This window comes from Magnetovibrio sp., assembly GCF_036568125.1.
GTDB lineage: Bacteria > Pseudomonadota > Alphaproteobacteria > Rhodospirillales > Magnetovibrionaceae > Magnetovibrio.
Map to the genome: position 1 here is coordinate 23,615 of NZ_DATCTF010000002.1, position 25,891 is coordinate 49,505.

Genomic DNA, 25,891 nt, shown 5'->3' on the forward strand with positions numbered 1-25,891 from the left:
GCAACTTACTTGTTGTACTCGTACGGGCTCCAGTTTTCGTCGACCACCACATCGGTGTCGCCGAAGTTACCCGGTCCCGGAGGGCTCACGGTGTGGGTCCATTCCAAGGACTTCGAGTTCCACGGATTGGTCGGAGCAGGCTTGCCCGCGAACGCCGCGTAGACGAAGTTGATGGTCTGCAACAACATGCCCAAGGCAATGGTGAATGCGCCGATGGTCGCCACTTTGTGGTAGTCCTCAAAGTAGAAGCCCATCACCTGAACGTCCTTGAACATTTCATAGTCCCAGTAACGACGCGGCATGCCTTCTTTACCGATGATGAACAGCGGCCAGAAGGTCACGTTCACACCGATGAAGTTGAGCCAGAAGCTGGCGGTGGCCAGCGGGCCGTCTGCATAACGACCGGTCATTTTGGGGAACCAGTAGTAAATGCCAGCGAACAGAGCGAACGCCGAGAACAGAGCCATGATGAAGTGGAAGTGCGCATGCACGTAAGAGGTTTCCGACAGGTGCAGCGTCATCGACGGGATCGCCAGCGGAATACCAGTCAGACCACCGAGCAAGATGAGATACAGGCAAGATGCCGCATACATCATGGCGGTGTTATAGGTGATTGCGCCTTTGTAGAGCGTGCCCCACAGCGACAGGGTCAAAATACCGACCGGAACCGAGATCAGAAGCGTCGTGACCATGTGGCCGAGACGGATCCAATCGGGCATGCCTGAGATGTACAGGTGGTGAACCCACACGATACCGGCGATACCAACGGTGCCCCAGATGCCGACGTAAACCGCAGCCTTGTAGTTGAACACCCGGTTCTTCGCCATGGTAGCCATGATATCGTACAAGATACCCACGGCCGGCAGGAAGATAACGTACACAGCCGGGTGCGAATAGAACCAGAACAAGTTCTGATACAGCAGCACGTCGCCGCCCGCGGATGGATCGTAGAAGTGCGTGCCCAGGTATTTATCGAACAGCAGCAGCGTCACGGCGGCGGCAAGCACCGGAATGAACACCAGCTGCAGGACGAACGCTGCAACCGTGGTCCACACGAACATGTTCAGCTGGTTCCAGCCCATGCCCGGTGCGCGCATGTAAATCACGGTCACCAGGAAGTTCACGGCACCCAAGATCGACGAGAAGCCGAGCAGGTGAACGGTGAACACGTACATGGAGGTGTTGGCCGACGTGGTCACGGAATACGGCGGATAGCCGGTCCACATGATATCGGGTGCATCGGGAACGACGAAGCTCAACAACGCCAAGACAATGGCGAAGTAGAACAGCCAGACGCTAAATGCGTTGATGCGCGGGAACGCAACGTCGCGTGCGCCGATCATCAGCGGCAGGAAGTAGTTGGCCGCGAAACCGGTCAAACCCGGGATCAAGAAGGCCAAAATCATGGCGGCGCCGTGGAAGTACAAAAAGCCGTTGTACTGGGTGCCGGAGGTAACGATTTGCATGCCCAATTGCATCTGCTCTGCGCGGATGATCAGGGCCATCAGGCCAGCGACGCCGAAAGCGGCCATGGAACCGACCAGATACAGAACACCGATGCGTTTGTGATCGGTGGTCAGGATCCACTCTTTCCAGGCTGGGACAGCGGCGTGTCCTGCGGTGGTTGTAGGTGTGCTCATAAGTATTCTCTCCCTCTAGGCCTCGGCCTTAGCCTTCAGCAGCGAGTTCGGCGAGCCAAGCGTCAAACTCGGCCTGCGGGACGGCGTGGATCGGGTTGGCCATTTGCGAGTGGCTGTCACCGCAGAATTCTGCACACTGAAGGACGGCTTCAGTTTGCTCTTTGTCCGGATTGATCCAGATGTAGGTGATACGGCCCGGCATCACGTCTTCTTTGACGCGGTAGTAGGGCAGACCGAACGAGTGGATCACGTCTTCCGACGTCATGCGAAACACCGTCGGCTGACCGGCGGGAACCTTAATGGCACTGAAATCGCTGCCATCGGCTACGGTGCCGTCGGGGTATTCGAATTCGAAGTACCACTGATACGCCGTGACTTTGACTTCCATGGCGTTTTCCGGAACGCGACGATAGGCGTTCCAAACGGTCCAGCCGTTGGCGGCCAGATAGAAGTCATCGGCCATGAAGATCGAAGCCGGGATCAAAGCAAACGAAATCGACTGAACGGTGGTCAATTTCTTTGCGGTGCCAACCTGTTCGGGGCTTGTCGCGCGGTACTTAACCAACATCACAATGGCTGCAACAGACATGATGACGCCGATCACGGTGATATCCATGATCACCTCGTTCCACAGGTGTTCCCACTCCGCGGCCGGATTGCGGATTTCCTGTGCAAAAGCCTGGGTCGACAGCAATGCGCCGCCAGCCAAGCCCGTCATTGCTGACAGTAATTTCCTCATTAACTTAACCTCCCTCTCCTCCGCCTGCGAAAAAACAGGACGGAAACTGCAAATGATGAGACGCCTAAGGACAATGCGCCGACACCAACAAACAACGGAATGCTGACCGTGTACTTCCCCTCAGCATAGTTGTAACTGTAACAAAGACTTACGGCGAAATCGATGATCTCACCCGGCTTGAATTCACCGGCTTTGGCATCGAAAACGGCCAGCTTTATATCCTGCGGCGCGGAGTTGAGTGCGTACAACACCCGCGCCAGACGCCCTTCCGGGGTCAGGAACATGAAGGCGCCCGGATGGAAAAAGGTCCGATCCTGGGGCGACCAGAAATAATGAAATCCGATGGATTCCGCGAACGGCTTGATCTGGTCTTTGTTCTTGAAGGTCGCGAATGACCAGGACCCGTTCATGTTTTCGGTCATTTTCAAATGCTGCTTGAAAACGCCGACGCTGTTCAGATCATCGTGTTCGTCGAACGAGATGGTCAGAACGTTGAAATCTTCCCCCGGCTTAATGCCGCTGATATCGGCCAACTGGGCGTTGAGATCTTGGTTGATGACGGAACAACTGCCATCACACGTGTAATAGGACAAAACCAATATGAGAGGTTTTCCGAGCTTGTCGGCCAGGGTGAATTCCTGCCCTTGCTCGTCGATCAGCTGAATATCGCCGCTGACCTTGGTGCCGAGATACTTCGTTTCGTCGATTTGGAAGATGGATGGGTCGATGTCCGACACAGGCACGGCACCGCCGTACTGTGCCTTGGCTGGAAATGCAGCCAAAGCACAGCCCAGCAGGGCGCTTGCCATAAGAGTACGGGTGCCAAACATCGACCGGATATCCGTCAGTTTCGCGGCTTACCAGAAATAAATCTGGGAAGCGACGAAGAACCAAACGATGTCCACAAAGTGCCAGTAAACCGACACGCAGTTGACGAACGTTTTGTTCGTGCGACCACCCAAAGCCGGGATCAAAACCGCGACGAATGCAGCCAAACCGACCAGCACGTGCGAAGCGTGGAAGCCGGTGATGGTGTAAAATGCGGACGAATAGGCGTTGGTGCCCGGAATGAAGTCCATATGAATCAGGTGGTTCCATTCATAGATGGTGCAACCCAAGAACAGGGTTCCCAACAAGATGGTGTAGACCCACCATTTGTTGAAGCCGGACAGATCCGCGTGATCGAGCTTTTCTTCAGCCACGTGACAGGTAATCGACGACGACACCAGGATCACGGTCATGATCACCGGAAGCAGTTTGTCGATTTCAGGCGTGCCTTCGGGCGGCCAGGATTCAATGCCCAGACGCATCATCCAGTAGCTGGAAAACAGCGACAGGAAGATGAAGATTTCCGAAAGGATGAAGATCGGCAGGCCGATATTGGCCACACCAGCGAGAAGCGGGGTTTGCGTGAGGCCTTCGTTGACCCACATGGAAACGCCGGCGAGCAAAATAACGGTGCCCAGGCCAGCGAAAACCGCCGTCATCATCAGGTTGTCGTATGCGAAGTAGAACCCGAAAGCGATCGGCAGCAGCAAAAACGTGCCGGCTACCACCAAAAGCGGCGCCCAGCTCCATTCCCAGTGGTGCTCATGCACGTGGGCGGTATCTGCATCAGAAGTCATAGTCCCTCCCCAAAGTCGGACGTAGTAGTTACAAATTATTCTTTTCACACAGGACGGCATGTAAAAAGGTTCAAAAATCAATAAGCCCCCATACGTTAGATGAGGAATTGCCCGAACTTCGTAATATGCGAATTGACCACTGTCAATTGATTGTCCTTTTGCAGTGCACAATAATTTTCTGCGTTTTCAGCCTTTTGACGAGGTCATGTGATAATTGAGCCCATGATTTCCGCGTTACATAAGTAAGTGCTGTTGGAAAAACACCGTGTGAAGGAAAAATACGTAAATTGGCTTATTCAGCTGATGGTCGGGGAATCTTACACACAAAAGATGCTGCGCTGCCGATTGCGAGTCCCTAATATAAGGTAGGGTATGGGGGAAAAGTCGTGAACAATCAGCTAGAACTTTTGGTCGAAATGGGGCGGCATTTTGCTGCAACCCAGGATATCGAAGTGACCATGAGCCGGGCGCTGGCGCGCATCGCAGAGCTGATGGAGGCTGAGGGCGGCGCGCTGTTTCTGTTGGATGAGCACGACAACGAGCCGCGTTTGGTCTGTCATGCCAGTTTTGGTCCGGTCGACATCAAGGGGCTGACGATACCCGCCGACAGAGGAATCGTTGGCCGTTCGGTGGCCGAAAACCGTTCCGAGATGGTGCGCGACGCGCAGAACGACCCCAACTTCGACACGTCCATGGATGCGCAGAGCGGCTTTACCACCCGATCCGTCCTGTGTGCGCCCTTGTCGGTCAAGGACGAACGCATCGGTGCTATCGAAATGGTCAATAAGACCGCCGGTGCGCACGGTGCGGGCGACGGCTTGTTCGCGCCCGAAGACCTGACATTGCTGGAGGCTTTGGCGGCATCGGCGGCATTGGCCATTTCCAACGCTCGCATGGCCGGTGAATTGGCGGAGAAGGAGGTCATGCGCCGCGAGTTGGAACTGGCCGGGGAAATCCAACGCGGACTTCTGCCGCCGCCAAGCGCGGACGAGAGCTTTCCTGTGTGCGGCGTCAACCGTCCTGCACGCGTCGTATCGGGCGATTTCTTCGACTTCTTTATAATGTATGACGGGCGTATCGCCTTCACCCTCGCCGACGTGTCGGGCAAAGGCATGAACGCGGCGCTGTTGATGGCCAAGACCGCGAGCCTGTTTCGCTGCTTGGGCAAAGAGGACATGCGTCCGGGGCGCTTGCTTCAACGTATCAACGCTGAAGTCTGCGAGACCTCTCTGCGCGGGATGTTCGTGACCATGGTCGCGGGTATTTACGATCCCGCGTCCGGCCGCGTGGTGCTGGCGAACGCCGGGCATGAGCCGCCGCTTTTGCATTCCACCGATGATCGGTTCACGTCTTTGGAGGCAACCGCACCGCCGGTGGGCATTCCGCCAGAACTCACCGGCGGCGGGCCGGTACCCGAAGAGGTCCTGCATTTGAACGGGGGCTCTCTTTATATATTTACCGACGGCGCCACCGAAGGCTACGTCGCGCCGGGTGAAGAACTGGGCGCAGACGGTTTTCAGGACATGATCCGCACCGGCGTGGCGGAGGGGCAATCTGCGCAGGCGCGCATCGACGCGGTGGCGAACCGTCTTGGCCGTTCGGGTGAAGCGTTGCGCGACGACGTCACGGTTTTGGTCATCGACGATGCCAAGCCCTTGCAAAAGCGTCAAAGTCGTGACGACAATGCGATCGTGAACGACGCAATGAAAAAACAAATTGAAAGCACATCGATAGATGAGGGTGCCATTGGGCCACGCGAAGGATCGTTGTGCGCGCTCACGGTGCCGGCGCGGGCCAGCAGTTTGAAGCTGGTGCGTCGCGCGGTGGGCGAAACCTCGGCAGCGTGCGGCTTTTCCCATGAACAATGCCAGGATTTGATGCTGGCGGTCGACGAAGCCTGCCAGAACGTGGTGCGTCACGCCTACGCAGAAACGGATGTCGGCGATATGGTCGTCGACCTGCGCCGCGAAGGTGAAAATTATGTGGTCTTGATCCGCGATTTTGCGCCACCGGTAGATGTGGCGAAGATCGTGCCGCGCGATTTGGACGATATTCGACCCGGCGGATTGGGCGTGCATTTCATGCGCGAAGTCATGGATGACGTTGAGCACTTGCCCCCGCCCGATGGACAGGGCAATTTGTTGAGGATGAAAAAAGCCATATAAGGCTTGAGGGAACAAAAATATGGATATCGGCATTACGGAACAAAGCGGCCTGAATGTTGTGGCCTTGACGGGGGAAGTGGATCTCAGCACTTCGCCCAAAGTGCGCGAAGCCTTGTTGGGGTGCATTACGGGCGGTAAGGGCGTGATCGTGGATCTGTCGGGCGTCGCGTATATCGACAGCTCCGGTGTGGCGTCGTTGGTCGAGGCCTTTCAGTCCGCAAAATCCAAGGCGCTGGGCTTTGCCTTGGCGCAAGTCAGCGACACGCCGATGCGGGTGTTGAAATTGGCGCGTCTCGATAAGGTGTTCGTGATTTACGACAACCTCGACGACGCCATCGCCGCCATGGCCTAATCGCTGAAATGCCTCTATGTTTTGAGGCAGGCAATATTCGGGCATAGGCGCAAAAGGGGGAGATACGCACCGCATGGCTGAGAGTTCACATCAAAACGTTGCTGCCCGGTTCTTCGATCGGGTTGGTCGGTCATCCGTCTCGGCGTTCGAAGAGATGGGCCGTCATGGCGTTTTGGTGGCCGAAAGCCTGTATTGGCTGCTGGTCGGGCCGCGTATGAACCAACCGGTGCGCTTGGGCGCGGTGTTTGCCGAAATGATGGAAATCGGCGTGCGCGCCATCGGCATCATCGGCATCATGGCCGCCGCCATCGGGGCGATGTTGGCCATCCAAGGTATCTATAGTCTGAAGGTGTTCGGCGCCGAAGGTCACGTCGTGTTCGGGGTGGCATTTTCCATGGTGCGCGAATTCGCCCCCTTGATCACCGGCATTTTGGTGGCCGGGCGTTCGGGCTCGGCGTTGTCGGCGCGGCTGGGCACCATGAAAATCAATCAAGAACTCGATGCCCTTGAGGTCATGGGCATCAACCCGGTGCGGTTTTTGGTGGTGCCGTCTTTGTTGGCGTCGCTGATCATGGTGCCGGTGTTGACCTTTATGTCGATGGCGCTGGGTCTGTACGCGGCGGCGTTGTACGTCAACGCCTCGCTGGGCATTTCATTGGCGGCGTTTTTCGATCAGACCATCGACGTGTTGTCGGTCGACGATTTGATGCACGGCATCGGCAAGGCGGCCATCTTCGGTGTGCTGATTGCATTGATTGGCGTGCTCAACGGTTTTTTGGTCAAGGGCGGCGCGGAAGGTGTCGGCAAAGCCACCACGCGTTCGGTGGTGCAGTGCATTTCCGCCATCGTCATCACCGACATGCTGTTCGCCTTGGTGGCGACGTTTTAAGGGGCGGCGGATGAGCGATAGCGAAAAATCCCCGCAAACCGTGATCGAGGTCCGCGACCTGGTCACCCACTACGGCACCCGGCAAATTCTCAACGGCGTCAGCCTCGACATCGTCGAAGGCGAGATCATGATCATCATGGGCGGGTCCGGTTCGGGCAAGTCCACATTCCTGCGCCACTTGATGGCTTTGCAGCGGCCGACCTCGGGGACCATCAAGATCCTTGGAAAAGACGTGTGGAAGCTGCCGCAGAAGCAACTGTTTGAACTACGCAAGAAGCTCGGCGTCGCGTTTCAGGGCGGGGCGTTGTTCAGCTCCATGACGGTGGGCGAAAACATCATGTTGCCGCTTTACGAGCATACCAAGCTCGACCGACTGACCATGGAGATCATGGCGCGCATGAAACTCGAAGTCGTCGATCTGGCGGGCTTCGAAGATCTCATGCCGTCGGAACTGTCGGGCGGCATGATCAAGCGCGCGGCGGTGGCGCGTGCGGTCATCATGGATCCGCGCATTCTGTTTTTCGACGAGCCGAGCGCCGGCCTCGATCCGGTGGTGTCGTCGCAACTGGACGATTTGATTTTGCGTCTGCGCGACGCCATGGGCATGACCATCTGCGTCGTTACCCACGAACTGGAAAGCGCGTTCAAGATCGCGGACCGCATCACCGTGTTGGATCAGGGCAATATTCTATTCGTCGGCACGGTTGAAGAGTTGCGCAATCATCCCAGCGAACGCATTCAGAATTTGCTCAATCGCCGCTCGGAAGAAGCGGAAATCGATGCCGATGAGTACCTGCGCCGTTTGACCGGCGACAAAGAGGAAGCTGAGGGAATGCCAAGATGAACACGGCGAAAATCAATTACATTGCGGTCGGCTTGTTTGTGACCGCCGCCCTGATCGGGATGGTGGTGTCGATCGCGATGTTGACGGGGCGCACCGGGGCGACGGATACCTATTATGCCGTCTACAAGAACATCACCGGCGTCAAGTTCGGCACCCAAGTGCTTTACGAAGGCTATCCCATCGGCCAAGTCGAAACGGTTACGCCGGTGGCGGACGGCGGCACGATGCTGTTTCGGGTCGATTTCGAAATTACCGAGGGTTGGCAGATTCCCGACGACAGCGTGGCGCGCATCGGGGCATCGGGTTTGTTGTCGGCCATCACCATCAACATCGACGCGGGCACCAGTCCCATCGCGCATAAACCCGGTTCCGAGGTCGGCGCGCAGGAAGCGTCCGATTTGTTCAAGGTCATGTCCGGCGTTGCTGGCGAAATTTCCAACTTGGCGGAAAACGATCTGCGGCCTTTGCTGGCGACCATGAACACCGCCGTGGGCAATTTCGCCGTCACGGTGGAAACGGTCGGCGATTTGTTGGATGAGGACGGTCAGCGTATGATCAAGCAATTCGCTGCGGTGGCCGACGACTTGTCGGGCCTGGTTTTGGATTTGAACGACCGCATTCCGCGCATCGCCAAGAACGTCGACACCTCGACCGCCAATTTCGCGGATTTGTCCAAGGACCTGTCGGCAACGCGGGGCAAGCTCGATAAGCTGCTGGTCACGGCGGATCAATTGATGGAGAACTCCAACGCCATGGTCGGGGAAAATCGCGACGAAGTGCGCAAGTCCATCGAAGATTTGAAACACGTCACCGATTCTTTGGCGCGGCACATCGATTCCGTAAATCAGAACGTCGAAGGCACGGCGCGCAACATGTATGAGTTCTCGCGCGAAATTCGTCAAAACCCGGGGCTGCTGCTGTCCGGCACCGCGCCCCAGGAAAAAGGCAAGAAGTAAGGTAGGGAAGCCACGTCATGAAACAGACTTTGAAATCCAAGTTTCCCGCCGTGTTGGCTTTGGGACTGATGGCAGGCGTTCTCGGCGCTTGCGCGGTGCCGCCACCCGCGCCCGAAGACGCGTTTTATCGCTTGAGCCCGCGTGCCGCCGCGCCCGTGGCATCGACGCCGGTGTTGACGGGCGTGGTCGAGGTGGACCGCTTCGCCGCCGCCGGGTCGTTGGCCAATCGGCCGTTGCTGTTTTCCGAACCCGGTTCCAGCGCCGTCAGCGAATATCATTATCACTTCTGGATCGAAGCCCCGCCCATCTTGCTGCAGAACGCACTGGTCTCTTATCTGCGCTCGACCGAAGTGGCTGAGCGCGTGGTCACGCCGGAAATGCGGGTGCGCCCCGACTACACCATTCGTGGCCGGGTGATGCGTCTGGAAACGGTCAAGGGTGAAAGCGCCATCGGCATCGCCGAATTCGAATTGAGCCTGCGCCGTGAAAGCGACGGCGAATTGCTGGTGTTGGGCGAATATCGGGCGGAAGTTCCGTCCGGTCCCAATGGCGTAAAGACCGATGTGACGGCGCTGGAAAAGGCGGTCGACAAAGCTTTCCAAGATTTCGTCGCGGACATTCAAAAGCAATGACCCGAGGGCCGAAACAGGGGCAGCGCGGCCGCGGGTCGTCTCCGGGGCAACAGCGTGGGCGCCGCAAACGGCCGGTGGCGAAGGTTCCGCAGCAAACCGTCGAGGTCGTCGTCGACAAGCTCGGCGCGCACGGTGACGGCGTGGCCAGCGCCGACATTCTTGGTCGTCGGCAGAACTTGTTCATTGCCGGCGCGCTGCCCGGTGAGCGGGTGGTGGCCGAAACGGTCGCCAAGCGCGGTGACGGCTTGGTGGCGAATTTGGTGGACATATTGCAGTCCAGTGCGGACCGCGCCGAACCCGGCTGCCGCTTGTTCGAAACATGCGGCGGTTGCGCGCTTCAACACCTCGGCACCCAAGCTTACGCAATGTGGAAGCGGGAGCGTGTGGCTCAAGCCCTGCGCCAGCGTGGCTTCGACGCGCCGCCGGTATTGGAGCCGGTTCTGATCGGCGAAGGCACCCGCCGTCGGGTGACGTTCACCGCCCTGAAACGTGCCAAGCATGTCACCTTGGGCTTTAATGCTCGTTCCAGCCATGACATCGTCGCGGTGGACCACTGTCCTTTGCTCGATGATGCCCTGAATGCCTTGATCGCACCGTTGAGCGAGGCCTTGCACGGTATTTTGGACGACGGCGCGCGGGCGCGCATCAACGTTACGGCATGTGAAAACGGCGCCGACGTGCTCATCGAAGGGAACGCTTCGCCGGATTTAAAAGCGCGCGAGGCTTTGGCGGTGTTCGTGCAAAACACCCCCAGCGTGCGGGTGGCGTGGAAAGAGGAAGGCCTTGCGGCCGAGCCGATCGCGCAAGTCGCCGTCCCGTTGGTTTATCTATCCGGCGTGCCGGTGGAATTGCCCTCGGGCACGTTCCTGCAAGCCAGCGTCGAGGGCGAGCATGCGATCCGCGACGCCGTTTTGGCCGGGGTCGGTGCGGATGCGGCGCGGGTCGCCGATCTGTTTTGCGGCCTGGGCAGTTTTTCCATTCCGCTGGCCCAACAGGCCATCGTCACCGCTGCCGATGCCGTGGAGGCCCCGGTCAGGGCCCTGGAACGCGCCGCGGGGCGCGCCGGGCTCGGTGGGCGGGTGGTGGCTCAGGTCCGCGATCTCAGCCGTCAACCGTTCGACGAGGCCGAATTGTCGAAATTCGACGCGGTGGTGTTCGACCCGCCGCGCGCCGGGGCCGCGGATCAAGTGCGCTATCTGGCCGAGTCCCGTGTACCGCGGGTGGTCGCGGTGTCTTGCAATCCGGCGACCTTCGCACGGGATGCCCGAACATTGGTCGATGGCGGCTATAGGCTGCTTGCGGTGCAGCCCATCGACCAGTTCACCTACAGCGCCCATATCGAGTTGGTGGCGCATTTCACGCGCTAAATTGACGGTTTTTCACGTCATAAATTTACAAACGCGCGCGGCTATATTACAAAGCGCTCAAATATGACTCATGGCCTCCCCTCCATAGCCGACACGTTCGGCCTGCTAGAGTTGAATTGAGAGACACCATGGTGCCGTCTGCCCTTGATGCTGTGACACCTGACGCCTTGAACGGCGCGGAAAAGAAAATTTTGCCGACAGCGTGCGAACTGCGCAACGAACTGGCAGATAAGTTGATTCAGTTTCAGCGCGAAGCCCGCGAAAATCACCTGCAATCGCCAACCCGGCGCATGGCGCTGCACGTGTCGTGCTTGGCCCAGCAAGGCGACGTATCGGTCGGCGATCTGTCGGATCTGGTCCGGCTGCTGACCATCAACGCGTTTAAATATCGCTCGCAGCGTTTGCGGTCCTATGTGGGCGAAATGGATGTGGCGAAAAACGAAGGCAACTTGCGCACCCTGTTTGCGGGCTTGGCGCGAAACGGCGACCAAACCGTGGCCTTTGAAATTTTCAAACAGCGCGTCGAACGCGAAGTGTTCGGCATCGTGATCACCGCGCACCCGACTTTTACCGTGTCGGAAGAATTGACCACCGTGCAAGCCACCTTGGCGGTGCAGCGCAATCAAGACGGCACGCCGCTGAGCAAAAGCGACCTCGACGCCTTGGTCAAAACCATCGCCGAACGCCCGCACGGCACGCCTGCGCAAATCGGCCTGGACGACGAACAGCAGTTCGCCTTGATGGCGATCGGCAACATTCACAAAGCGTTGCGCCGGGTCTACGCCGTGGTGTTCGCGGTCGCCCGCGATCTGTATCCCGACCAATGGCAGACCCTCACGCCGCGGTTGCTGACGGTGGCCAGTTGGGTGGGCTATGACCTCGACGGGCGCGCCGACATCCGCTGGTCGGATACCTTGTCCATGCGCATGGGTGTGGAACGCTTGGCGCTGCAGGACTACTTGAGCAACCTCGATGCCATCGGCGGGGCTGACGTGGCCGAAGCACAAGCGTTGTTGCGCACGGCCCTGGACGAACTCGACGGTGATATCGAGCGCCTCAATCTCGACCCCGACGATGCCGACGAAGTCGGCGCGTTCAGCCGCCACCTGTCCGGTGGGCTGGAAAACCGTTTGGTCAGCGTCGCCAAGATCACCGACATCTTGACCCACGCCATCGACGGCGGGGCCGAGAAAATCGCCGAACTGGCCGTGTTGCGCGCCGAGATGGCGAATTTCGGCTTGGCCTTCGCGCATACCCACATGCGTATCAACGCCACCCAGTTGACCAATGCCATTCGTCACGACATCGACATGACCTCTTCGCCGGAAGATCCGGCCAACCGGCGGCGTTATCTGGTGGAAATCGCCCATTTGTTGGAACGCGTCAAGCCGGTGACGGTCAACTTCGGCACCATCATGAACGAACGCGCCACCGCCAAGCGGGTGTTCATGCTGGTGGCCAAGTTCTTGAAGTACGTGGATGCCAACGAACCGGTGCGCTTTCTCATCGCCGAATGCAACACGCCGTTCACGGTGCTGACCGCGCTCTATTTCGCCAAGCTGTTCGGCGTCGCCGACAAGATCGATATCTCGCCGTTGTTCGAAACCGGCATGGCGCTGGATCAAGGCCACGAGATCATCACCGAGTTGCTGAAAAACCCGACCTACGTCAAATACGTCGAAGGCCGTGGGCGCATTTGCATGCAGACCGGATTTTCCGACGCCGGGCGCTACATCGGGCAGGTTCCGGCTTCGTTGGCGATCGAACGCATCCGCATCAAACTTGCCAAGCGCATCAAGCAAAGCGGGGTCAAGGATGTCGATCTGTTGATCTTCGACACCCACGGCGAGTCCATCGGCCGTGGTGCGCATCCGTTGAGCTTCGCCGATCGCCTCGACTATACTTATCCGCCCCACGCGCGCGCGCGTTTCAAGGCGGCGGGCATTCACGTCAAACAGGAAGTCAGCTTCCAGGGCGGTGACGGCTACGTCTATTTCTCCCACCCCGATCTGGCGTTCGCCACGGTGTGCCGTTTGGTCGAACACGCGCTGACCGACACCCCTTCGAGCGGCTCGCTGGACGTGTTCTACGAAGACACCGATTATTCGCTGGATTACTTCATGACCGTGAAGGGCTTCAACGAACGGCTGATGGAAAACCCCAACTACGCCGCGACCTTGAACCTATTCGGCACCAACTTGCTGTACCCCACCGGCTCGCGAAAGGTGAAGCGCCAGCACGAAGGCGGCGCCCAGGTGGACCTGGAACACCCCAGCCAGGTGCGCGCCATTCCGCACAACGCGATCTTGCAGCAGCTGGGCTATTTCTCCAACACCATCAGCGGTCACGGCAAGGCGATGTCCAAGGACCTGGACCGCTTCACCGAAGTGTTCCAGCTCTCGGATCGCTGCCGCCGGTTCACCGCCATGGTTGCCTATGCGCGGCACCTGTCGAACCTGGATGCGTTGCACGGGTATGTGTCGCTGTACGATCCGGCCATCTGGTTGCGTCGTGCGGCGATCGAGCCGAACGCCCAGCGCGCCGAGCAGATGCAGACCCTGGCGGGCATGCTGCGCCATTCCAGCCGCCACGAAAAGGTCAACCGCATCTATCGGATCTTTTTGAACGATACGCTTTATCTCGACAAAGGCCTGCAAGCCGTCGGCGCGGATCAGATGCTACCGGAAATGGTCGACGAGTGTTATCCCGACCTGTTGCTGTTGCACGCGGTACGCATCGCGTTGATCCACGAAATGTTCCTGATCGTCGCGCGGTTGCCGAAATATTCCGACCGTCACGACACCTCGTCGAGCGACCTGATCAACGAGATGCTCAACCTCGACGTCGAGCACGCGCTGAGCGTTTTGCGCCGTGCCTTCCCGGTTTCCGGCGCGCCCACGGACGCCAAATCGTTCGGTGAGGAATCGACCTATCGCACCGACGCCGAGCACGGCTATGAGAAGGAACACCGTGACTTGTTCGACCCGCTCGAACAGCTCTACGATCTCACCCGGCGGATCTCCATCGCCGTCGCGCATATGAGCGGCGCGATCGGATAACGCTCTATCTTTTCAGCTTTTTTGCCCATATCAGGGGCAGTGCGGACGGCGCGAACAGGCGCGGACGCCCCGCCCTTTTTTTTGATTGTTATGCCATTGTGCAGTGCGGTATATGAAAGTTTCAATATATATGGAAAAAGTGAAATAAAGCCCTATTATGGTGCCCCAGGGAAAAGCAATAACAAGGAAGAGGTACCACCCATGAAAGTTGAGATGATCCTTCAGCGCAAAGGCAACGAAGTGATTTCACTGCGCCCCGAAGACACCGTGCAGACGGCTTCGGCGATTTTGGCGGTGAACAAAATCGGCGCCTTGCCGGTGAAGAATGCAAACGATGAAGTGATCGGCATTTTGTCCGAGCGCGACATCGTTCGCGGCCTGTACAAAAGCGGCGTATCGTGCCTCGATCTGTTGGTCAAAGATCTGATGACCACCGACGTCGCCACCTGCACCGTGAACGACAAAGTCAAAGACGTACAGAACATCATGCACACCCGTCGCTTCCGTCACCTGCCGGTGGTCAAGGACGGCAAGCTGCACGGCGTGGTCAGCCAAGGCGACGTGATGCACATGTGCATCGAACAAGCCCAAACCGAAGCCAACGTGATGCGCGAATTGGCGATCGCACGCGGCTGATAAACGACGACGACAAGACGCTCGGCGCAGAACTCATGAGTTCTGCGCCGTTTTATTTTGGGTGATTGTCGGTTGGTACATTCAGCGGGTTCTCAGTGCTCCGGATCGCACTTGTTTCCGCCCCTTCAAACCATCCCCAATAAAACCTCCATCGCTGCGTCCGCGCCGTCGGCGATTTGGCTGATGGTGCTGTCGAGCATGTAACACGGTGCCGTCACCAGCTTGTAGTTGGGATCGATCACCACGCCCTTGTGTTCGGTGGGGGTGTGGTGTGCACCCATGGCTTCGATGGCTTTGGCGGTGCCGGGGTCCTGGCCGATGGTGACGTCGGCGCCTTTGAGGACTTTGGCGACCACGGCGGGCGTGATGCACAGCGCGGCGATGGGCTTGCCGGCCGCGACCATGTCTTTCAGGGCGCGTTCGACATCTGGGTCGACGGTGCAGTCCGCGCCGTCGAAGGCGAAGGTGGAGAGGTTCTTGGCCGCGCCGAACCCGCCGGGAAAGGCGAGGGCGTCGAAGTCTTGAGCGTTGAATTGCGATAACGGCTTGATTGCGCCCCGCGCGATGCGCGCGCTTTCGACCAGCACGTTGCGGCTTTCACCGTCCGCGATTTGGTGGGTGAGGTGGTTGACCACGTGGGCTTGGTCGATGTCGGGGGCGAAGCACTGGTAGCGCGCGCCGCGTCGATCCAACGCCAACAGCGTGAACACGCTTTCGTGGATTTCCGCGCCGTCGAAGACGCCGCAACCGGAGAGCACGACAGCGACGTTTGCAGAGTTGCTCATAATGACCTCCCATTGTCGTTATGGGAGTATAGCAAATTTACATGCCGAGCGCGCGCTTGTAGACGTCGAGCAGGTCTTCGAGTTCCTGGCGTTCCGAGACGTCCATTTTGCGCAGACGCACGATCTGGCGCAGGATTTTGACGTCGAACCCGGTGCCCTTGGCTTCGGAGTAAACCTCGCGGATGTCCGCGGCCAGGGCTGCTTTTTCTTCTTCCAGGCGTTCGATCCGTTCCACGAAAGAGCGCAGGCGGTCGCCCGCGATGCCACCAACGTCGGTCATGGTGAAGTCCTTCTAAAAATCAGGTTGCGTTGGCTGGACATTAACCGTGTGGATGAACGCCGTCCATGTGGAAAAACGGGGGATAACTTTGCTGCGCGGGGGCGGGGGACTATAGGTCCTCGACCGTAGTGGCGATCAGCCAATCGACCACAGCTTGCAGCGCTTCGTCGTTGGAGGCGCCGATGCCTTTGGCGGCCTCGAACACCGCGCATTGTTCGTGGGCGCTGGTCTTGGTTTCCAATATGGTCGGCACGTGGGCGAGTTCGTTGGTGCAGCCGAGCGCGTCGGCGTCTTCGGCCAGCATGTCCAGGAGTTCGGCGATCAGTTCGTGAAACGGCACCATGTCGCACCGGCCGAAATCGATCATGCCCTCGTCGATGCCATAGCGTTGCGCCCGCCAACGGTTTTCGTTGATCAACATGTTGGCGTAGTTGCGCCAGCGCTGATTGCTGCGGCGCAGACGGTAGAGCATGCGCATGATGCACTGAAACAGCGCGGCGATGGCGGCGGCGTCGTTCAGTCGGGTGCACACGTCGGTGATGCGCATTTCCAAGGTCGGGAACTTGGCCGATGGCCGCAAGTCCCACCACAGCATCGAGGCGTCGGGGATCACGCCGACCTTGACCAAAATGTCGACGTGACGCTGGTATTCGGTGAAGGTGTCGAAATGGCCGGGCAGCCCGGTGCGCGGCAGTTCGTCGAACACGCTGAGGCGATACGATTTCAACCCGGTGTTGTCGCCGCGCCAAAACGGCGACGAGGTCGACAGCGCCAACAGATGCGGCAGGAAATAGCTGGCCTGGTTCAACAGATCGATGCGCAGGTCGTCATCGTCGATGCCGATATGCACGTGCATGCCGCAGATCAGCAACCGCCGGGCGACACCCTGCATGGCGTCGGCGAGTTCGTTGTAGCGTTGCTTGTCGGTATGAACCTGGTGGGTCCATTCGGAAAACGGATGGGTCGACGCGGCGATGGGGGCGAGGCCGAATTCGCCCGCGACGTCGGCGACGGTTTTGCGCAGATGCGCCAGCTGGGCGTGGGCCTCGCCAACGTTGGCGCACACGGTGGTGCCGATTTCGATTTGCGCCTTGAGAAATTCGGGGCGGACCAAGTCCTTGATGCGATGTTCGATCGCTTCCAGCACCCCCGGCGGCGGCTCGCTAGCCAGGGCGCGGGTATCGCGGTCGACGAGCAGATATTCTTCTTCGACGCCGATGGTGAAGCTGGGTGTGCTGACCGTCATGTTGATCCTCCCACTCAGCTATTTGACGCCGTGCACGCTTTCAAGTCAAACGGAACTCAGAAGGATTTGACCTCATGCAGTCCCGGTAGGGCGAGAATCGGCCGCAGAGCGTCGGCCAAGATGTCGGCCCAGTGACTGGCTTCCTCCGCCGTGGCGCAATGGTCTTGACGGATTTCCACCGCGCAATTGGCCAAACCGCCCGCCGCGCCGTGGGTGTCGATGGTGTAGGCGAGGCTGCGGCCCGAATACGGCTCGTTGTCGCCGACGTGCAATCCATCCCATTGGCGGAGGTGTTCGATCAGCGGCACCGCCAAGCGCGGGTCGCGGTTCCACAGCACGCCGATGTCCCAGACCCTGTCTTGGCCGTTCATGGTCGGGGTGAAGCTGTGAATGGAAAACAGTGCCGGCGGCTTGTCGTCGCGACGCCACACGGCTGCGATCTCGCGGTTGATGGCTTCGTGGTAGGGGGTGTGCAGGGTTTCGATCCGGCACGCGACCTGATCCTCGCTGAGGGATTGGTTGGCGGGCACGGTGACGCCGTCGCTGATTTCGGGGATGCTGCCGGGGTCGCCCGGCTGGCGGTTGAGGTCGATGACCAGGCGCGAATAGGTGCCCATCACCGCGCGCGCATCCAGCCGGTCGGCGAGACGGCGCGTGATCATGTCCGCGCCGATGTCGTAGGCGATGTGCTTGTCGAATTGCTGCGCGCTCAGCCCCAAGTCGTTCAACGCCTGGGGGACGCGGCGGCTGGCGTGATCACTGACGATGACAAAAGGGGCGTGGCCGCCGGGATTGTAAATCTCGAACGGTCCCGGTTCGTCGTCCCTCAGCAGGGGCGCCGAACATTCTTGTGGGAAAGTGGTGGCTGTGGTGCTCATATCGCAAGTATAGAGGGTTCGCGCCCGCGTGGGGACAGGGGATCGGCGATTGGCGGCAGAAAAAATATTAAAAGACAAAGCTCGTGTCGAGCGGCTTGCGTTCGTGATGCTGATCTTGGGCGCGACCGCCATCGCCTTTGCACCGATCTTCGTGCGGGTGTCCGAGGTCGGACCCGTGGCGACGGCCTTTTACCGGATGACGTTGGCGGTGCCGGCATTGGGATTGTGGCTGTACTGGGGCAAGTCCGGGCGCGATGAACCAGCGCTGTCACGCCGCGAGTATCTGCGCTTGGCCTTGGCGGGGTTCTTTTTCGCCGGCGACATGTCGCTGTGGCATTTTTCCATCCACTACACCACCGTCGCCAATGCGACGCTTCTGGCCAACCTGGCACCGATTTTCGTCACCTTGTTCGGCTATGTGCTGTTTCAGACCCGCTTTACCGGCCTGTTTCTGGGCGGCATGGCGCTGGCGATCTTGGGGGCGGTGACGTTGATGGGCGACAGTTTACAGCTGTCGCGCCAAAGCTTCATCGGCGATCTGCTGGGCGTGGCGACGGCGGTGTTTTACGCCAGCTATATTATGGCGGTGGGGCGCTTGCGCTCGCGTTTGGCGACCCGCGTGATCATGTTTTGGAGCACGCTGTTTTGCGCCGCGTTCTTGCTGCCGCTGACGTGGATGTCGGGCGAGGCCTGGACCCCTGAAACGCTCAACGGCTGGTGGGTATTGATTGGTTTGGCCTTGACCGCCCAAGTGTTCGGCCAGGGGCTGATTGCCTATGCCTTGGCGCATCTTCCGGTGGCGTTTTCGTCAGTGAGTTTGTTGTTTCAGCCGGTGATCGCCGCCTTGGCGGCGTGGCTGTTGTTTGGCGAGGCGTTGGGGCCTTTGCAAGGCGTTGGCGCGTTGGTGGTGTTGATGGGTGTCGCCTTGGCGCGGGTGGGATCGATTAAAAAGCCTGACGCTTAAAGCAAAGGGCCTTCAGCCACGGCCATGTCGACCAGATCCAACTGATCGTCGTCCAGCACTTCATCGCCATCCTGTCCACCATTTTTCGCCAACTCGAGACTTGCGCGCTGGAACGCCTCGTCCTCGGCGGCGGGGATGATGGACTTGGCGATGATTTCAGCATTGGGATTGTTTAAACGGCGATCGATGGCGTCGAGTTCGGCCATCATCGAGTTGGTCGAACAAATGGCTTCACCGTTTAAGGCGCGCGTCATGGCGCAATCTCTGTTGGCCACGGCCGACAGTGCATGATCGGTCATGGATTTGCCGGTGGCGGCATAGCTCAGTCCGTCCAAAGCAAAGGATGCGGCTTGGAGAGCCGGTGGCATGGCGACGATGCAACCCGACAGGATGTTTACAGCAATGATGACAGATATAACCCGCATAGATGATTTAATATATTGATTTGGAATGCCCATTTTAATGTACCCCCGTACATATACTTTAATTCCGCCGCAATATATTTAAGTCATGTGCGCCGTATATTATTTATCTCACCTATTCATGATTAATGGTGTGATGAAAAACACAGTTAACAAAAAATATATACTTACATTTTTGATAAAATTTTATCCTCGACAGGTGAGGCATGGAGTTGCTTGTGGAGACAACGTTTGCAATGTCTCTTTCATCCCGCTCGGAACAAAAAAACGCACGCCTTATATAAGGCGTGCGTTTTCGAAGGTGTGTTGCTAACGCTCAGAGCTTACTGAGCGGGCGCCGGAACTTGACCCGGGGCGGCAGGTGCCGCGTAAGGCGCAGGGCCGGGGCCGTAGGGCGCATAGCCGTAAGGCGCATAGCCATAGGGTGCGTACCCGTTGTAGCCATTGTAGCCGTTATAGCCATTATAGTTGTTGTAGCCGTTGCCATAGGCCTGGGTGTTGGCGCGACCTGCGAAGTTCATGCCGAAATCTGCGTCGGCGGAACCTTGACCGTAGCCGTTGCCATAACCGTTACCTTGGTTGAAGAACCGGTTTCCGGTGTAGCTGTACGGGCCGTAAGGGGGCGGCAAAGGTGCTCCACCTTGAACGGCACCCTGTTCGGTGGCGTCGGTCGGCTCGGTGCTGTCACCAGCCGCGGCTGCAGGCGCGCCGCCAAATGCCGGGTGGCCGTAGGGCATGTTGTGCGGCGGCATGTTGCCATAGGGGGGCATGCCCTGGCCCATACCTTGGCCCATGCCGGGGTTCATGTAGCCGGGCATATCATGGTTCATGCCCGAACCCATGTTTTGCATCATGGCGGGGTGGTTGAAACCGTTCGGCGCGCTCGCGGCGGCGGGGGCGTTGACGTTCGCCGGTGCGCTCGTACCTGATGCCGTGCCGGTTTCGCCGGAGGTGCCGGCCGTGGCGGGCGCAGTGGGGGCGGTGGTCATCGCCGCGGTGCTTGTGGAAGACTCCGTGGAGCTCGAATAGCCCAGATATTCCTGGATGCTCGGCTGTTGGGCGAAGCCGTAAACAGCCAAAACCAACAGGACGCCAGCGGCGATATAACCGGGTTCCTTGAAGATGCTCGGGGTGTTGGCATTTGCGGGCGCAGCCATAGAAAGCTCAGCAGGCTTCGCTGCGGGTTTGGCAGCTTCAACCTTTGGGGTTTCTACCTTTTCTGCTTTTACTGGTTCTGCTTTAGCCGGTTCCGCTTTCGCAGTCGGTTTCGCTGCAGGTTTTGCAGCAGGCTTCGCGGCAGGCTTCGCGGCAGGCTTCGCAGCGGCTTTGGCTGCGGGCTTCTTCGCGGCGGCCTTTTTCACCGGCGCTTTTTTCGCGGTGGCTTTGGCTTCGGTTTTGGGTGCTTCGGTTTTCGGCGCTTCAGCCTTCGCGGCTTCGGCGGGGGTGTTTTGATCTTCGGTCTTGTCGTCCGTCATGTCGATAACCTCCGGTTTGGCTGGCAAAATGGCGGGTGCAACGATGTCGTCATCGTCACCGGCCAAGAGTTTCGCTGCGTCAATGGTTCGTCGGGCGCGTTCGCCTTCGAACCCAGAAACTTGGCTGAGTTTTTGAGGATCTGCGCCGGCAATGTCGTCGATGCGGGTGTATCCCGCTTCGCTCAGGCGTTCGGCGGCGGCTTTTCCAACGCCTGCGATATCTGTCAGGGTGGGCTTTTCCATCGGTGCTTCGTCAATATCTCAAAATTAAAAGCATCAAAGGCCGACAACTACGTCGGCTCACACACTCAGTTTTGCAGATATAAGCGATGACCGCACCTAGCTGTTTAAAACAGCAGGGTGCGGTCTAATCAGCTTATTTGCCTGCGGCGGGCGCCGGGGCTTGTCCCGGAGCCGTGAAGGCCTGCGAACCGTACGGGCCGTAAGGCGGATACGGTGCATAACCCGGTGCAGGGGCGTACTGCTGCTGTTGCGGCGCCGCGAACTGCGGAGCCACCGGCTGGCCGTAAGGCGCGCCATAACCCTGCGGAGCGTAACCGTAAGGCGCATAGCCATAAGGACCGTAGCCGTTGTAGCCATTGTAGCCGTTGCTACCGTTCCAGCCATTGCTGCCGTTGCCGTTGCCGCTGCCGCGACCGTTCATGGAAAAGCCGAACGAACCGTCGCCGCCGCCGTTACCATTGCCGTAGCCGTTGCCGTTGTTGTTGCCGTTGCCCCAGCCGTTGCCGTTGTCCCAGCCCCAGAAAGCCTGGGCGGAAGTGGCGGACAGGGCGGCGATGCCGATGATGCCGGCGAACGCGATGGTTTTAATGGTTTTCATTACGTGATCCTCAATGTTTGCAGTATTGATCCCTCTTGGCTGCCCAACATGGGCTGCCAAGTACGTGTATTATTTTCTGGGGAAGAATTGTTTTTATGGGGCTCTTTGCGGCCGGGCGCTATATCTATTAGCTAATCCTTATTTAAGCTAAAGCTAATACACGCGTCAACATAAATATCTGATATTCCTGCAACCATTTCGATTATGTGGCCTGAGTTTTGAGCCAAGTCACTGCAATTGCCCGTTGAATCACGCGCCAAAAGATTTTCGAGCAACGGGAAAAAATGTCGCTGCGGCGTTCAATTTTCGGTAGCAATGGGGCCGTGGGTCGCATCGATCATGGTGATATCGTGTTGCGCACAAACCTGTCGGAGCTTTTCGGAGACGATTTCGTCGGTGAAGAAGGTGCTGATTTGGGAAATATGGGCGATGCGCACCGGTGCCGTGCGTTCCAACTTCATCTTGTCGGCAACCAGATAGGTGTGGCGGGCGTTTTTGATGATCGCCTGGGCAACGCGCACTTCTCGGTAATCGTAATCCAGCAGCGCACCGTCTTCGTCGATGGCCGATGCGCCTATAACGGCGTAATCGACCTTGAATTGATTGATGAAATCAGCGGTGACTTCGCCGATCACTCCGCCGTCTGAGCGTCGCAGCACGCCCCCCGCGATGATCACTTCACACGAGGGATTCTGAATTAAAATGTTCGCGACGTTGAGGTTGTTGGTGATCACCAAAAGATCGCGGTGGTGCATCAACGCGCGGGCGACGGCTTCGGTGGTGGTGCCGATGTTGATGAACAGCGACGCGTTATTGGGAATCGCCGCCGCACACAATTCGCCGATCAGGTGTTTTTCATCGGTGGCGATGGCGCGGCGCTGCTCGTAGCCCACGTTGGCGACTCCCGACGCCAGAACCGCCCCGCCATGGACCCGCGACAAAGCTTTGGCGTCGCACAATTCGTTTAGATCCTTGCGGATGGTTTGCGCGGTGACGTCGAACCGGGCCACCAGCTCGTCCACCGTGACGCGGCTTTGCTCGCGAGCGATTTCGAGAATTTCTTGCTGGCGAAGCGAAAAAGACATGCGGCGTATCCTGTGTAAAACGAAAACTGGGGAAACAATACGCGCGTTTGTGACGAAAATTCAAGCGAGATCATGTTCAAACGTATGTAAAGCGAAAGTTAATGTTGACAAAACGAACCTAAAACGAAAAAATGTAGGTGAAATTGGAAGGCGGGCATGCATTGTGCTTCGTTTTCCGGCAGTCAACTCATTTGCGGTGCCGCCCCATGTCCCAAGAACGAATTTATGATTTGGCCGTCATCGGTGGCGGCGTGAATGGTTGCGGCATCGCACGCGATGGCGCGGGGCGCGGTCTTGATGTTGTGTTGTGCGAACAAGGCGACTTGGCGCAAGGCACCTCGTCGGCCAGCACCAAGCTGATCCACGGCGGGCTGCGCTATCTGGAATATTATGAGTTCGCGTTGGTGCGCAAAGCGCTGATCGAACGCGAAGTTCTGTTGCAGGCCGCGCCGCACATCATTCACCCGTTGCGCTTCGTGCTGCCCCACCACAAGGCCTTGCGCCCGGCGTGGCTGCTGCGTTTGGGATTGTTTCTATACGACCATCTCGGCGGGCGCAAAATCCTGCCCGGTACCGAAGTCTTGGACCTGACCCACGGGGCCATCGGCGAGCCGTTGCAGAACACGTTCCGCAAGGGCTTTGAGTATTCCGACTGTTGGGTCGACGACGCCCGGTTGGTGGTGCTGAACGCCGTTGATGCGGCTGCGCGCGGCGCCGATATATTGGTGCGCAACAAATGCGTTTCGGCGCATCGCGAAGCCAATTTGTGGAGCATCATGGTCGAGAATACGGACAGTGGCCAACGCCGCGAAATTCTCGCCAGGGTGCTGGTCAATGCCGCCGGCCCCTGGGTCGAGGACGTGATCGAAACCATGCCCGACGTGCACCGTGAACGCAAGCACATCCGTCTGGTGCGCGGCAGCCATATCGTGGTGCCACGCTTGTTCGAACACGATCGCGCCTACATCTTCCAAAACGAAGATGGGCGGATTTTCTTCGCCATCCCTTACGAGCGCGCCTTCACTTTGATCGGCACCACCGACGAGGACCATCAAGGATCTCTCGACACCGTTTCCATCACCGATGAAGAAGTGAAGTATCTGTGCACGGCCGCCCAACGTTATTTTCAAGTAGCCCCCAAGGTCGAAGATGTGGTGTGGAGTTATTCCGGCGTGCGTCCATTGTTCGACGACGGGACAAGTGCGGCCCACCAGGCGACCCGCGATTACGTTTTGAAGATCGATGGCGATGCGGCGCTGCATCAAGCTCCGCTGTTGAACGTCTTCGGCGGTAAAATCACCACCTATCGGAAATTGGCGGAAGCGGCCTTGGCGAAACTGGGCCCCTGGCTGGGCAAGGTCGGGCAGGAATGGACCCAAAAGGCACCGTTACCCGGCGGCGATTTTTCGGTCGATGGCGTGAACGAATTGTCTTTGGCGGTGCAGCACAAGTATCCCTTCATCGAAGCGGGATGGGCAAACCGCATGGTGCGGGCCTACGGCACCCGCGTATGGCAGGTCTTCGGCGCGGCGCACAGTCTCGACGATTTGGGTGAGATGTTCGGCGAGACCCTGACGGAAGCGGAAGTCGTTTATCTGATCGAACACGAATGGGCGCGCACCGCCGACGACATTTTGTGGCGCCGCACCAAGTTGGGTTTGCGGCTGGATACCTATGAAAGATCCCGTTTGGGCGCGTGGATGCGGACGTACCACATGCGTCAGCAACACACTGCTGTGTAAACGTTCTCTTTGAATTTTCCCCTTCTTATGTGTCGGACTCAAAAAACTTGTCGAATTGCGTTTTGTCGCAACGTCCATCGACAATGAGGGGCAAGACGCGATCTGTTGGAACCGTTAACGATCTCCCAAAGGCGCCTTCGGTTTTGTTCGTCACTTCTTGTATGAGAACCGTGCGTTGGTGCGGTGTGTTGGTGCGCTGTTCGTTCAGATGCGGGATTTCGATCCTTGGGTTTTTGTGTATGTGATCGAATAGAGAAACGTCCTGATCGTTCAAACTTAGAATTTCATCTTTAAATTCATCGCCTGGCAGAAGATATTCTTTTTCCGTTTTGTTGAGGTGATCGCAAAGAACATTGGGAAGTTTGTTCAATTTGAGAATTTGCGATGTGATGTCGGTAATGTGCGCGGTGGTGCCAAATAGCACAAAGTTGTTGTGCAGGTTGGTTATGGATGTCTCTGCATCGGCGTCACCTGAACGGTCATGGACATTCCGCCCAGACAACAACTTGGACATGACATTTCTATTGGTTTCGTCGCCAAAGAAATCTTTAAAGCCTTGAGGCGTTGGTTTTTCTCCGGACCTCATGCACCCGTACGTATATGCCGAATAAACGCGGCGGTAGGGTTCGCGAACGACGGTGATCAACTTTGTAAAAGGTTTCTCAAATCGCTGATGAAAGCCGAATGGGTGGTGAGACGCGATGAGCGCAAATTGTTCTCTGATACGGCCAACGCTCAGATCTTCCGGGGCGTCCAGTCGACCGCTGCGCAGAGCCGTGAAGTTCGGCACACCTTCAGCAATCATTTGAAACTGAGCGTCAAAAGCCCCCTTAAGGGCGGTGAACAACGTCGTGGTGCCGGTTTTGGGAAGATGCTGAATGTAAACGGGATGCAGTTCCAGGTTGCCAGGGGCGAGTATTTCGCCGCAAAACCAGTATGGATCTAAAACGCGCGCCATTCGTATCCCCTTTTACGACACACGCTATCAGCCCGCCTATCTTATGGCAACGCTGTGGACGAAGTTGCAGTCACGGCACGTCGAAATTTCACGTCACCGTGAAGTCGTTCGCGTCGAGGTCGGCGAGGCTGACGCCGGTGAGGGTGATTTCCATGTCCACGGTGGCGTCGCCGTTGGTGTCGATTTGCAGCAGATCGGTGCCGTCGTCGAAGCGCGCTTCGGTGTTGTTGCCGCTGGTGCTGCCGGTGAACGCGCCCGCGCCCAGCCAGTTGAAGATGCCCGTGAGCATGCCTTGCAGATAGATGTCTTCA

The 25,891-nt window shown here is 58.2% G+C and carries 24 protein-coding genes and 1 pseudogene; 11 read left to right on the top strand and 14 right to left on the bottom strand.

Features of this window, described 5'->3' with window-relative positions; genetic code table 11:
* Nucleotides 1-5: 5 nt before the first annotated feature.
* The 4 genes from VIN96_RS00245 to VIN96_RS00260 are packed head-to-tail and all read right to left on the bottom strand — an operon-like array spanning nucleotide 6 to nucleotide 4,004.
* Complete coding sequence (locus VIN96_RS00245; RefSeq protein WP_331893399.1) at nucleotides 6-1,640, bottom strand: cytochrome c oxidase subunit I; 1,635 nt, start codon at nucleotides 1,638-1,640, stop codon at nucleotides 6-8.
* A 28-nt stretch (nucleotides 1,641-1,668) separates the two neighbouring features.
* Nucleotides 1,669-2,379: a cytochrome c oxidase subunit II gene (locus tag VIN96_RS00250; protein WP_331893400.1), complete on the bottom strand. Its 711-nt coding sequence runs from the start codon at nucleotides 2,377-2,379 to the stop codon at nucleotides 1,669-1,671.
* Nucleotides 2,379-3,209 carry an SCO family protein gene (locus VIN96_RS00255; RefSeq protein ID WP_331893401.1) on the bottom strand — a complete coding sequence of 277 codons (831 nt, stop codon included), beginning with the start codon at nucleotides 3,207-3,209 and terminating at the stop codon, nucleotides 2,379-2,381. The genes VIN96_RS00250 and VIN96_RS00255 overlap by 1 nt, the downstream gene beginning before the upstream one ends.
* 27 nt (nucleotides 3,210-3,236) lie before the next feature.
* Nucleotides 3,237-4,004: a heme-copper oxidase subunit III gene (locus VIN96_RS00260; protein ID WP_331893402.1), complete on the bottom strand. Its 768-nt coding sequence runs from the start codon at nucleotides 4,002-4,004 to the stop codon at nucleotides 3,237-3,239.
* Nucleotides 4,005-4,390: 386 nt separating this feature from the next.
* On the opposite strand from VIN96_RS00260, the gene VIN96_RS00265 reads away from it, so the two are divergent.
* The 9 genes from VIN96_RS00265 to VIN96_RS00305 all read left to right on the top strand — a co-directional run bounded on the left by VIN96_RS00265 (nucleotide 4,391) and on the right by VIN96_RS00305 (nucleotide 14,904).
* Nucleotides 4,391-6,169: an ATP-binding SpoIIE family protein phosphatase gene (locus VIN96_RS00265; protein ID WP_331893403.1), complete on the top strand. Its 1,779-nt coding sequence runs from the start codon at nucleotides 4,391-4,393 to the stop codon at nucleotides 6,167-6,169.
* A 19-nt stretch (nucleotides 6,170-6,188) separates the two neighbouring features.
* Nucleotides 6,189-6,521, top strand: coding sequence for an STAS domain-containing protein (locus tag VIN96_RS00270; RefSeq protein ID WP_331893404.1), 333 nt, complete (start codon nucleotides 6,189-6,191; stop codon nucleotides 6,519-6,521).
* Nucleotides 6,522-6,594: 73 nt separating this feature from the next.
* A complete protein-coding gene (locus tag VIN96_RS00275) occupies nucleotides 6,595-7,410 on the top strand; it encodes an ABC transporter permease (protein ID WP_331893405.1) in 816 nt (271 codons plus the stop codon).
* Between the two features lie 10 nt (nucleotides 7,411-7,420).
* Complete coding sequence (locus tag VIN96_RS00280; RefSeq protein WP_331893406.1) at nucleotides 7,421-8,254, top strand: ABC transporter ATP-binding protein; 834 nt, start codon at nucleotides 7,421-7,423, stop codon at nucleotides 8,252-8,254.
* Entirely contained in the window at nucleotides 8,251-9,210 is a 960-nt protein-coding gene (locus tag VIN96_RS00285; protein WP_331893407.1) for an MlaD family protein, read from the top strand. The genes VIN96_RS00280 and VIN96_RS00285 overlap by 4 nt, the downstream gene beginning before the upstream one ends.
* 17 nt (nucleotides 9,211-9,227) lie before the next feature.
* Entirely contained in the window at nucleotides 9,228-9,842 is a 615-nt protein-coding gene (locus VIN96_RS00290; protein ID WP_331893408.1) for an ABC-type transport auxiliary lipoprotein family protein, read from the top strand.
* Between the two features lie 74 nt (nucleotides 9,843-9,916).
* On the top strand, nucleotides 9,917-11,209 hold the full coding sequence (locus tag VIN96_RS00295; RefSeq protein WP_331893409.1) for a class I SAM-dependent RNA methyltransferase: 1,293 nt from the start codon (nucleotides 9,917-9,919) through the stop codon (nucleotides 11,207-11,209).
* A gap of 128 nt (nucleotides 11,210-11,337) precedes the next feature.
* Entirely contained in the window at nucleotides 11,338-14,268 is a 2,931-nt protein-coding gene (locus VIN96_RS00300; RefSeq protein ID WP_331893410.1) for a phosphoenolpyruvate carboxylase, read from the top strand.
* A 201-nt stretch (nucleotides 14,269-14,469) separates the two neighbouring features.
* The gene (locus VIN96_RS00305; RefSeq protein WP_331893411.1) at nucleotides 14,470-14,904 is read left to right on the top strand and encodes a CBS domain-containing protein; all 435 of its coding nucleotides are present in this window, start codon (nucleotides 14,470-14,472) and stop codon (nucleotides 14,902-14,904) included.
* Nucleotides 14,905-15,029: 125 nt separating this feature from the next.
* Here the strand turns inward: VIN96_RS00305 and elbB are convergent, their stop codons facing one another.
* The 4 genes from elbB to VIN96_RS00325 form a co-directional block, all read right to left on the bottom strand.
* Nucleotides 15,030-15,689 (bottom strand): isoprenoid biosynthesis glyoxalase ElbB, encoded by a 660-nt coding sequence (elbB, locus tag VIN96_RS00310; protein ID WP_331893412.1) that lies wholly within the window; start codon nucleotides 15,687-15,689, stop codon nucleotides 15,030-15,032.
* 37 nt (nucleotides 15,690-15,726) lie between these two features.
* The gene (locus tag VIN96_RS00315; protein WP_331893413.1) at nucleotides 15,727-15,969 is read right to left on the bottom strand and encodes a DUF2312 domain-containing protein; all 243 of its coding nucleotides are present in this window, start codon (nucleotides 15,967-15,969) and stop codon (nucleotides 15,727-15,729) included.
* 109 nt (nucleotides 15,970-16,078) lie between these two features.
* Nucleotides 16,079-17,215 carry a carboxylate-amine ligase gene (locus VIN96_RS00320; protein WP_331893414.1) on the bottom strand — a complete coding sequence of 379 codons (1,137 nt, stop codon included), beginning with the start codon at nucleotides 17,213-17,215 and terminating at the stop codon, nucleotides 16,079-16,081.
* A 56-nt stretch (nucleotides 17,216-17,271) separates the two neighbouring features.
* The gene (locus VIN96_RS00325; protein WP_331893415.1) at nucleotides 17,272-18,093 is read right to left on the bottom strand and encodes an N-formylglutamate amidohydrolase; all 822 of its coding nucleotides are present in this window, start codon (nucleotides 18,091-18,093) and stop codon (nucleotides 17,272-17,274) included.
* 49 nt (nucleotides 18,094-18,142) lie between these two features.
* On the opposite strand from VIN96_RS00325, the gene VIN96_RS00330 reads away from it, so the two are divergent.
* Nucleotides 18,143-19,057, top strand: coding sequence for a DMT family transporter (locus VIN96_RS00330; protein ID WP_331893416.1), 915 nt, complete (start codon nucleotides 18,143-18,145; stop codon nucleotides 19,055-19,057).
* Here VIN96_RS00330 and VIN96_RS00335 read toward each other — a convergent pair.
* From VIN96_RS00335 to VIN96_RS00350, 4 genes are all read right to left on the bottom strand, one after another.
* Complete coding sequence (locus VIN96_RS00335) at nucleotides 19,054-19,425, bottom strand: hypothetical protein (protein WP_331893417.1); 372 nt, start codon at nucleotides 19,423-19,425, stop codon at nucleotides 19,054-19,056. The two genes, VIN96_RS00330 and VIN96_RS00335, sit on opposite strands and share 4 nt — an antisense overlap.
* Nucleotides 19,426-19,802: 377 nt before the next feature.
* Entirely contained in the window at nucleotides 19,803-21,197 is a 1,395-nt protein-coding gene (locus tag VIN96_RS00340; protein ID WP_331893418.1) for a helix-hairpin-helix domain-containing protein, read from the bottom strand.
* A 133-nt stretch (nucleotides 21,198-21,330) separates the two neighbouring features.
* Nucleotides 21,331-21,795: a sulfur globule family protein gene (locus tag VIN96_RS00345; RefSeq protein WP_331893419.1), complete on the bottom strand. Its 465-nt coding sequence runs from the start codon at nucleotides 21,793-21,795 to the stop codon at nucleotides 21,331-21,333.
* 299 nt (nucleotides 21,796-22,094) lie between these two features.
* Nucleotides 22,095-22,880: a DeoR/GlpR family DNA-binding transcription regulator gene (locus tag VIN96_RS00350; protein ID WP_331893420.1), complete on the bottom strand. Its 786-nt coding sequence runs from the start codon at nucleotides 22,878-22,880 to the stop codon at nucleotides 22,095-22,097.
* A gap of 206 nt (nucleotides 22,881-23,086) precedes the next feature.
* On the opposite strand from VIN96_RS00350, the gene glpD reads away from it, so the two are divergent.
* Nucleotides 23,087-24,622 carry a glycerol-3-phosphate dehydrogenase gene (gene glpD / locus VIN96_RS00355; protein ID WP_331893421.1) on the top strand — a complete coding sequence of 512 codons (1,536 nt, stop codon included), beginning with the start codon at nucleotides 23,087-23,089 and terminating at the stop codon, nucleotides 24,620-24,622.
* Between the two features lie 25 nt (nucleotides 24,623-24,647).
* Here glpD and VIN96_RS00360 read toward each other — a convergent pair whose 3' ends face one another.
* Nucleotides 24,648-25,580: a hypothetical protein gene (locus tag VIN96_RS00360; RefSeq protein WP_331893422.1), complete on the bottom strand. Its 933-nt coding sequence runs from the start codon at nucleotides 25,578-25,580 to the stop codon at nucleotides 24,648-24,650.
* Nucleotides 25,581-25,668: 88 nt separating this feature from the next.
* Nucleotides 25,669-25,891: pseudogene (locus VIN96_RS00365) on the bottom strand (hypothetical protein); the annotation flags it as partial.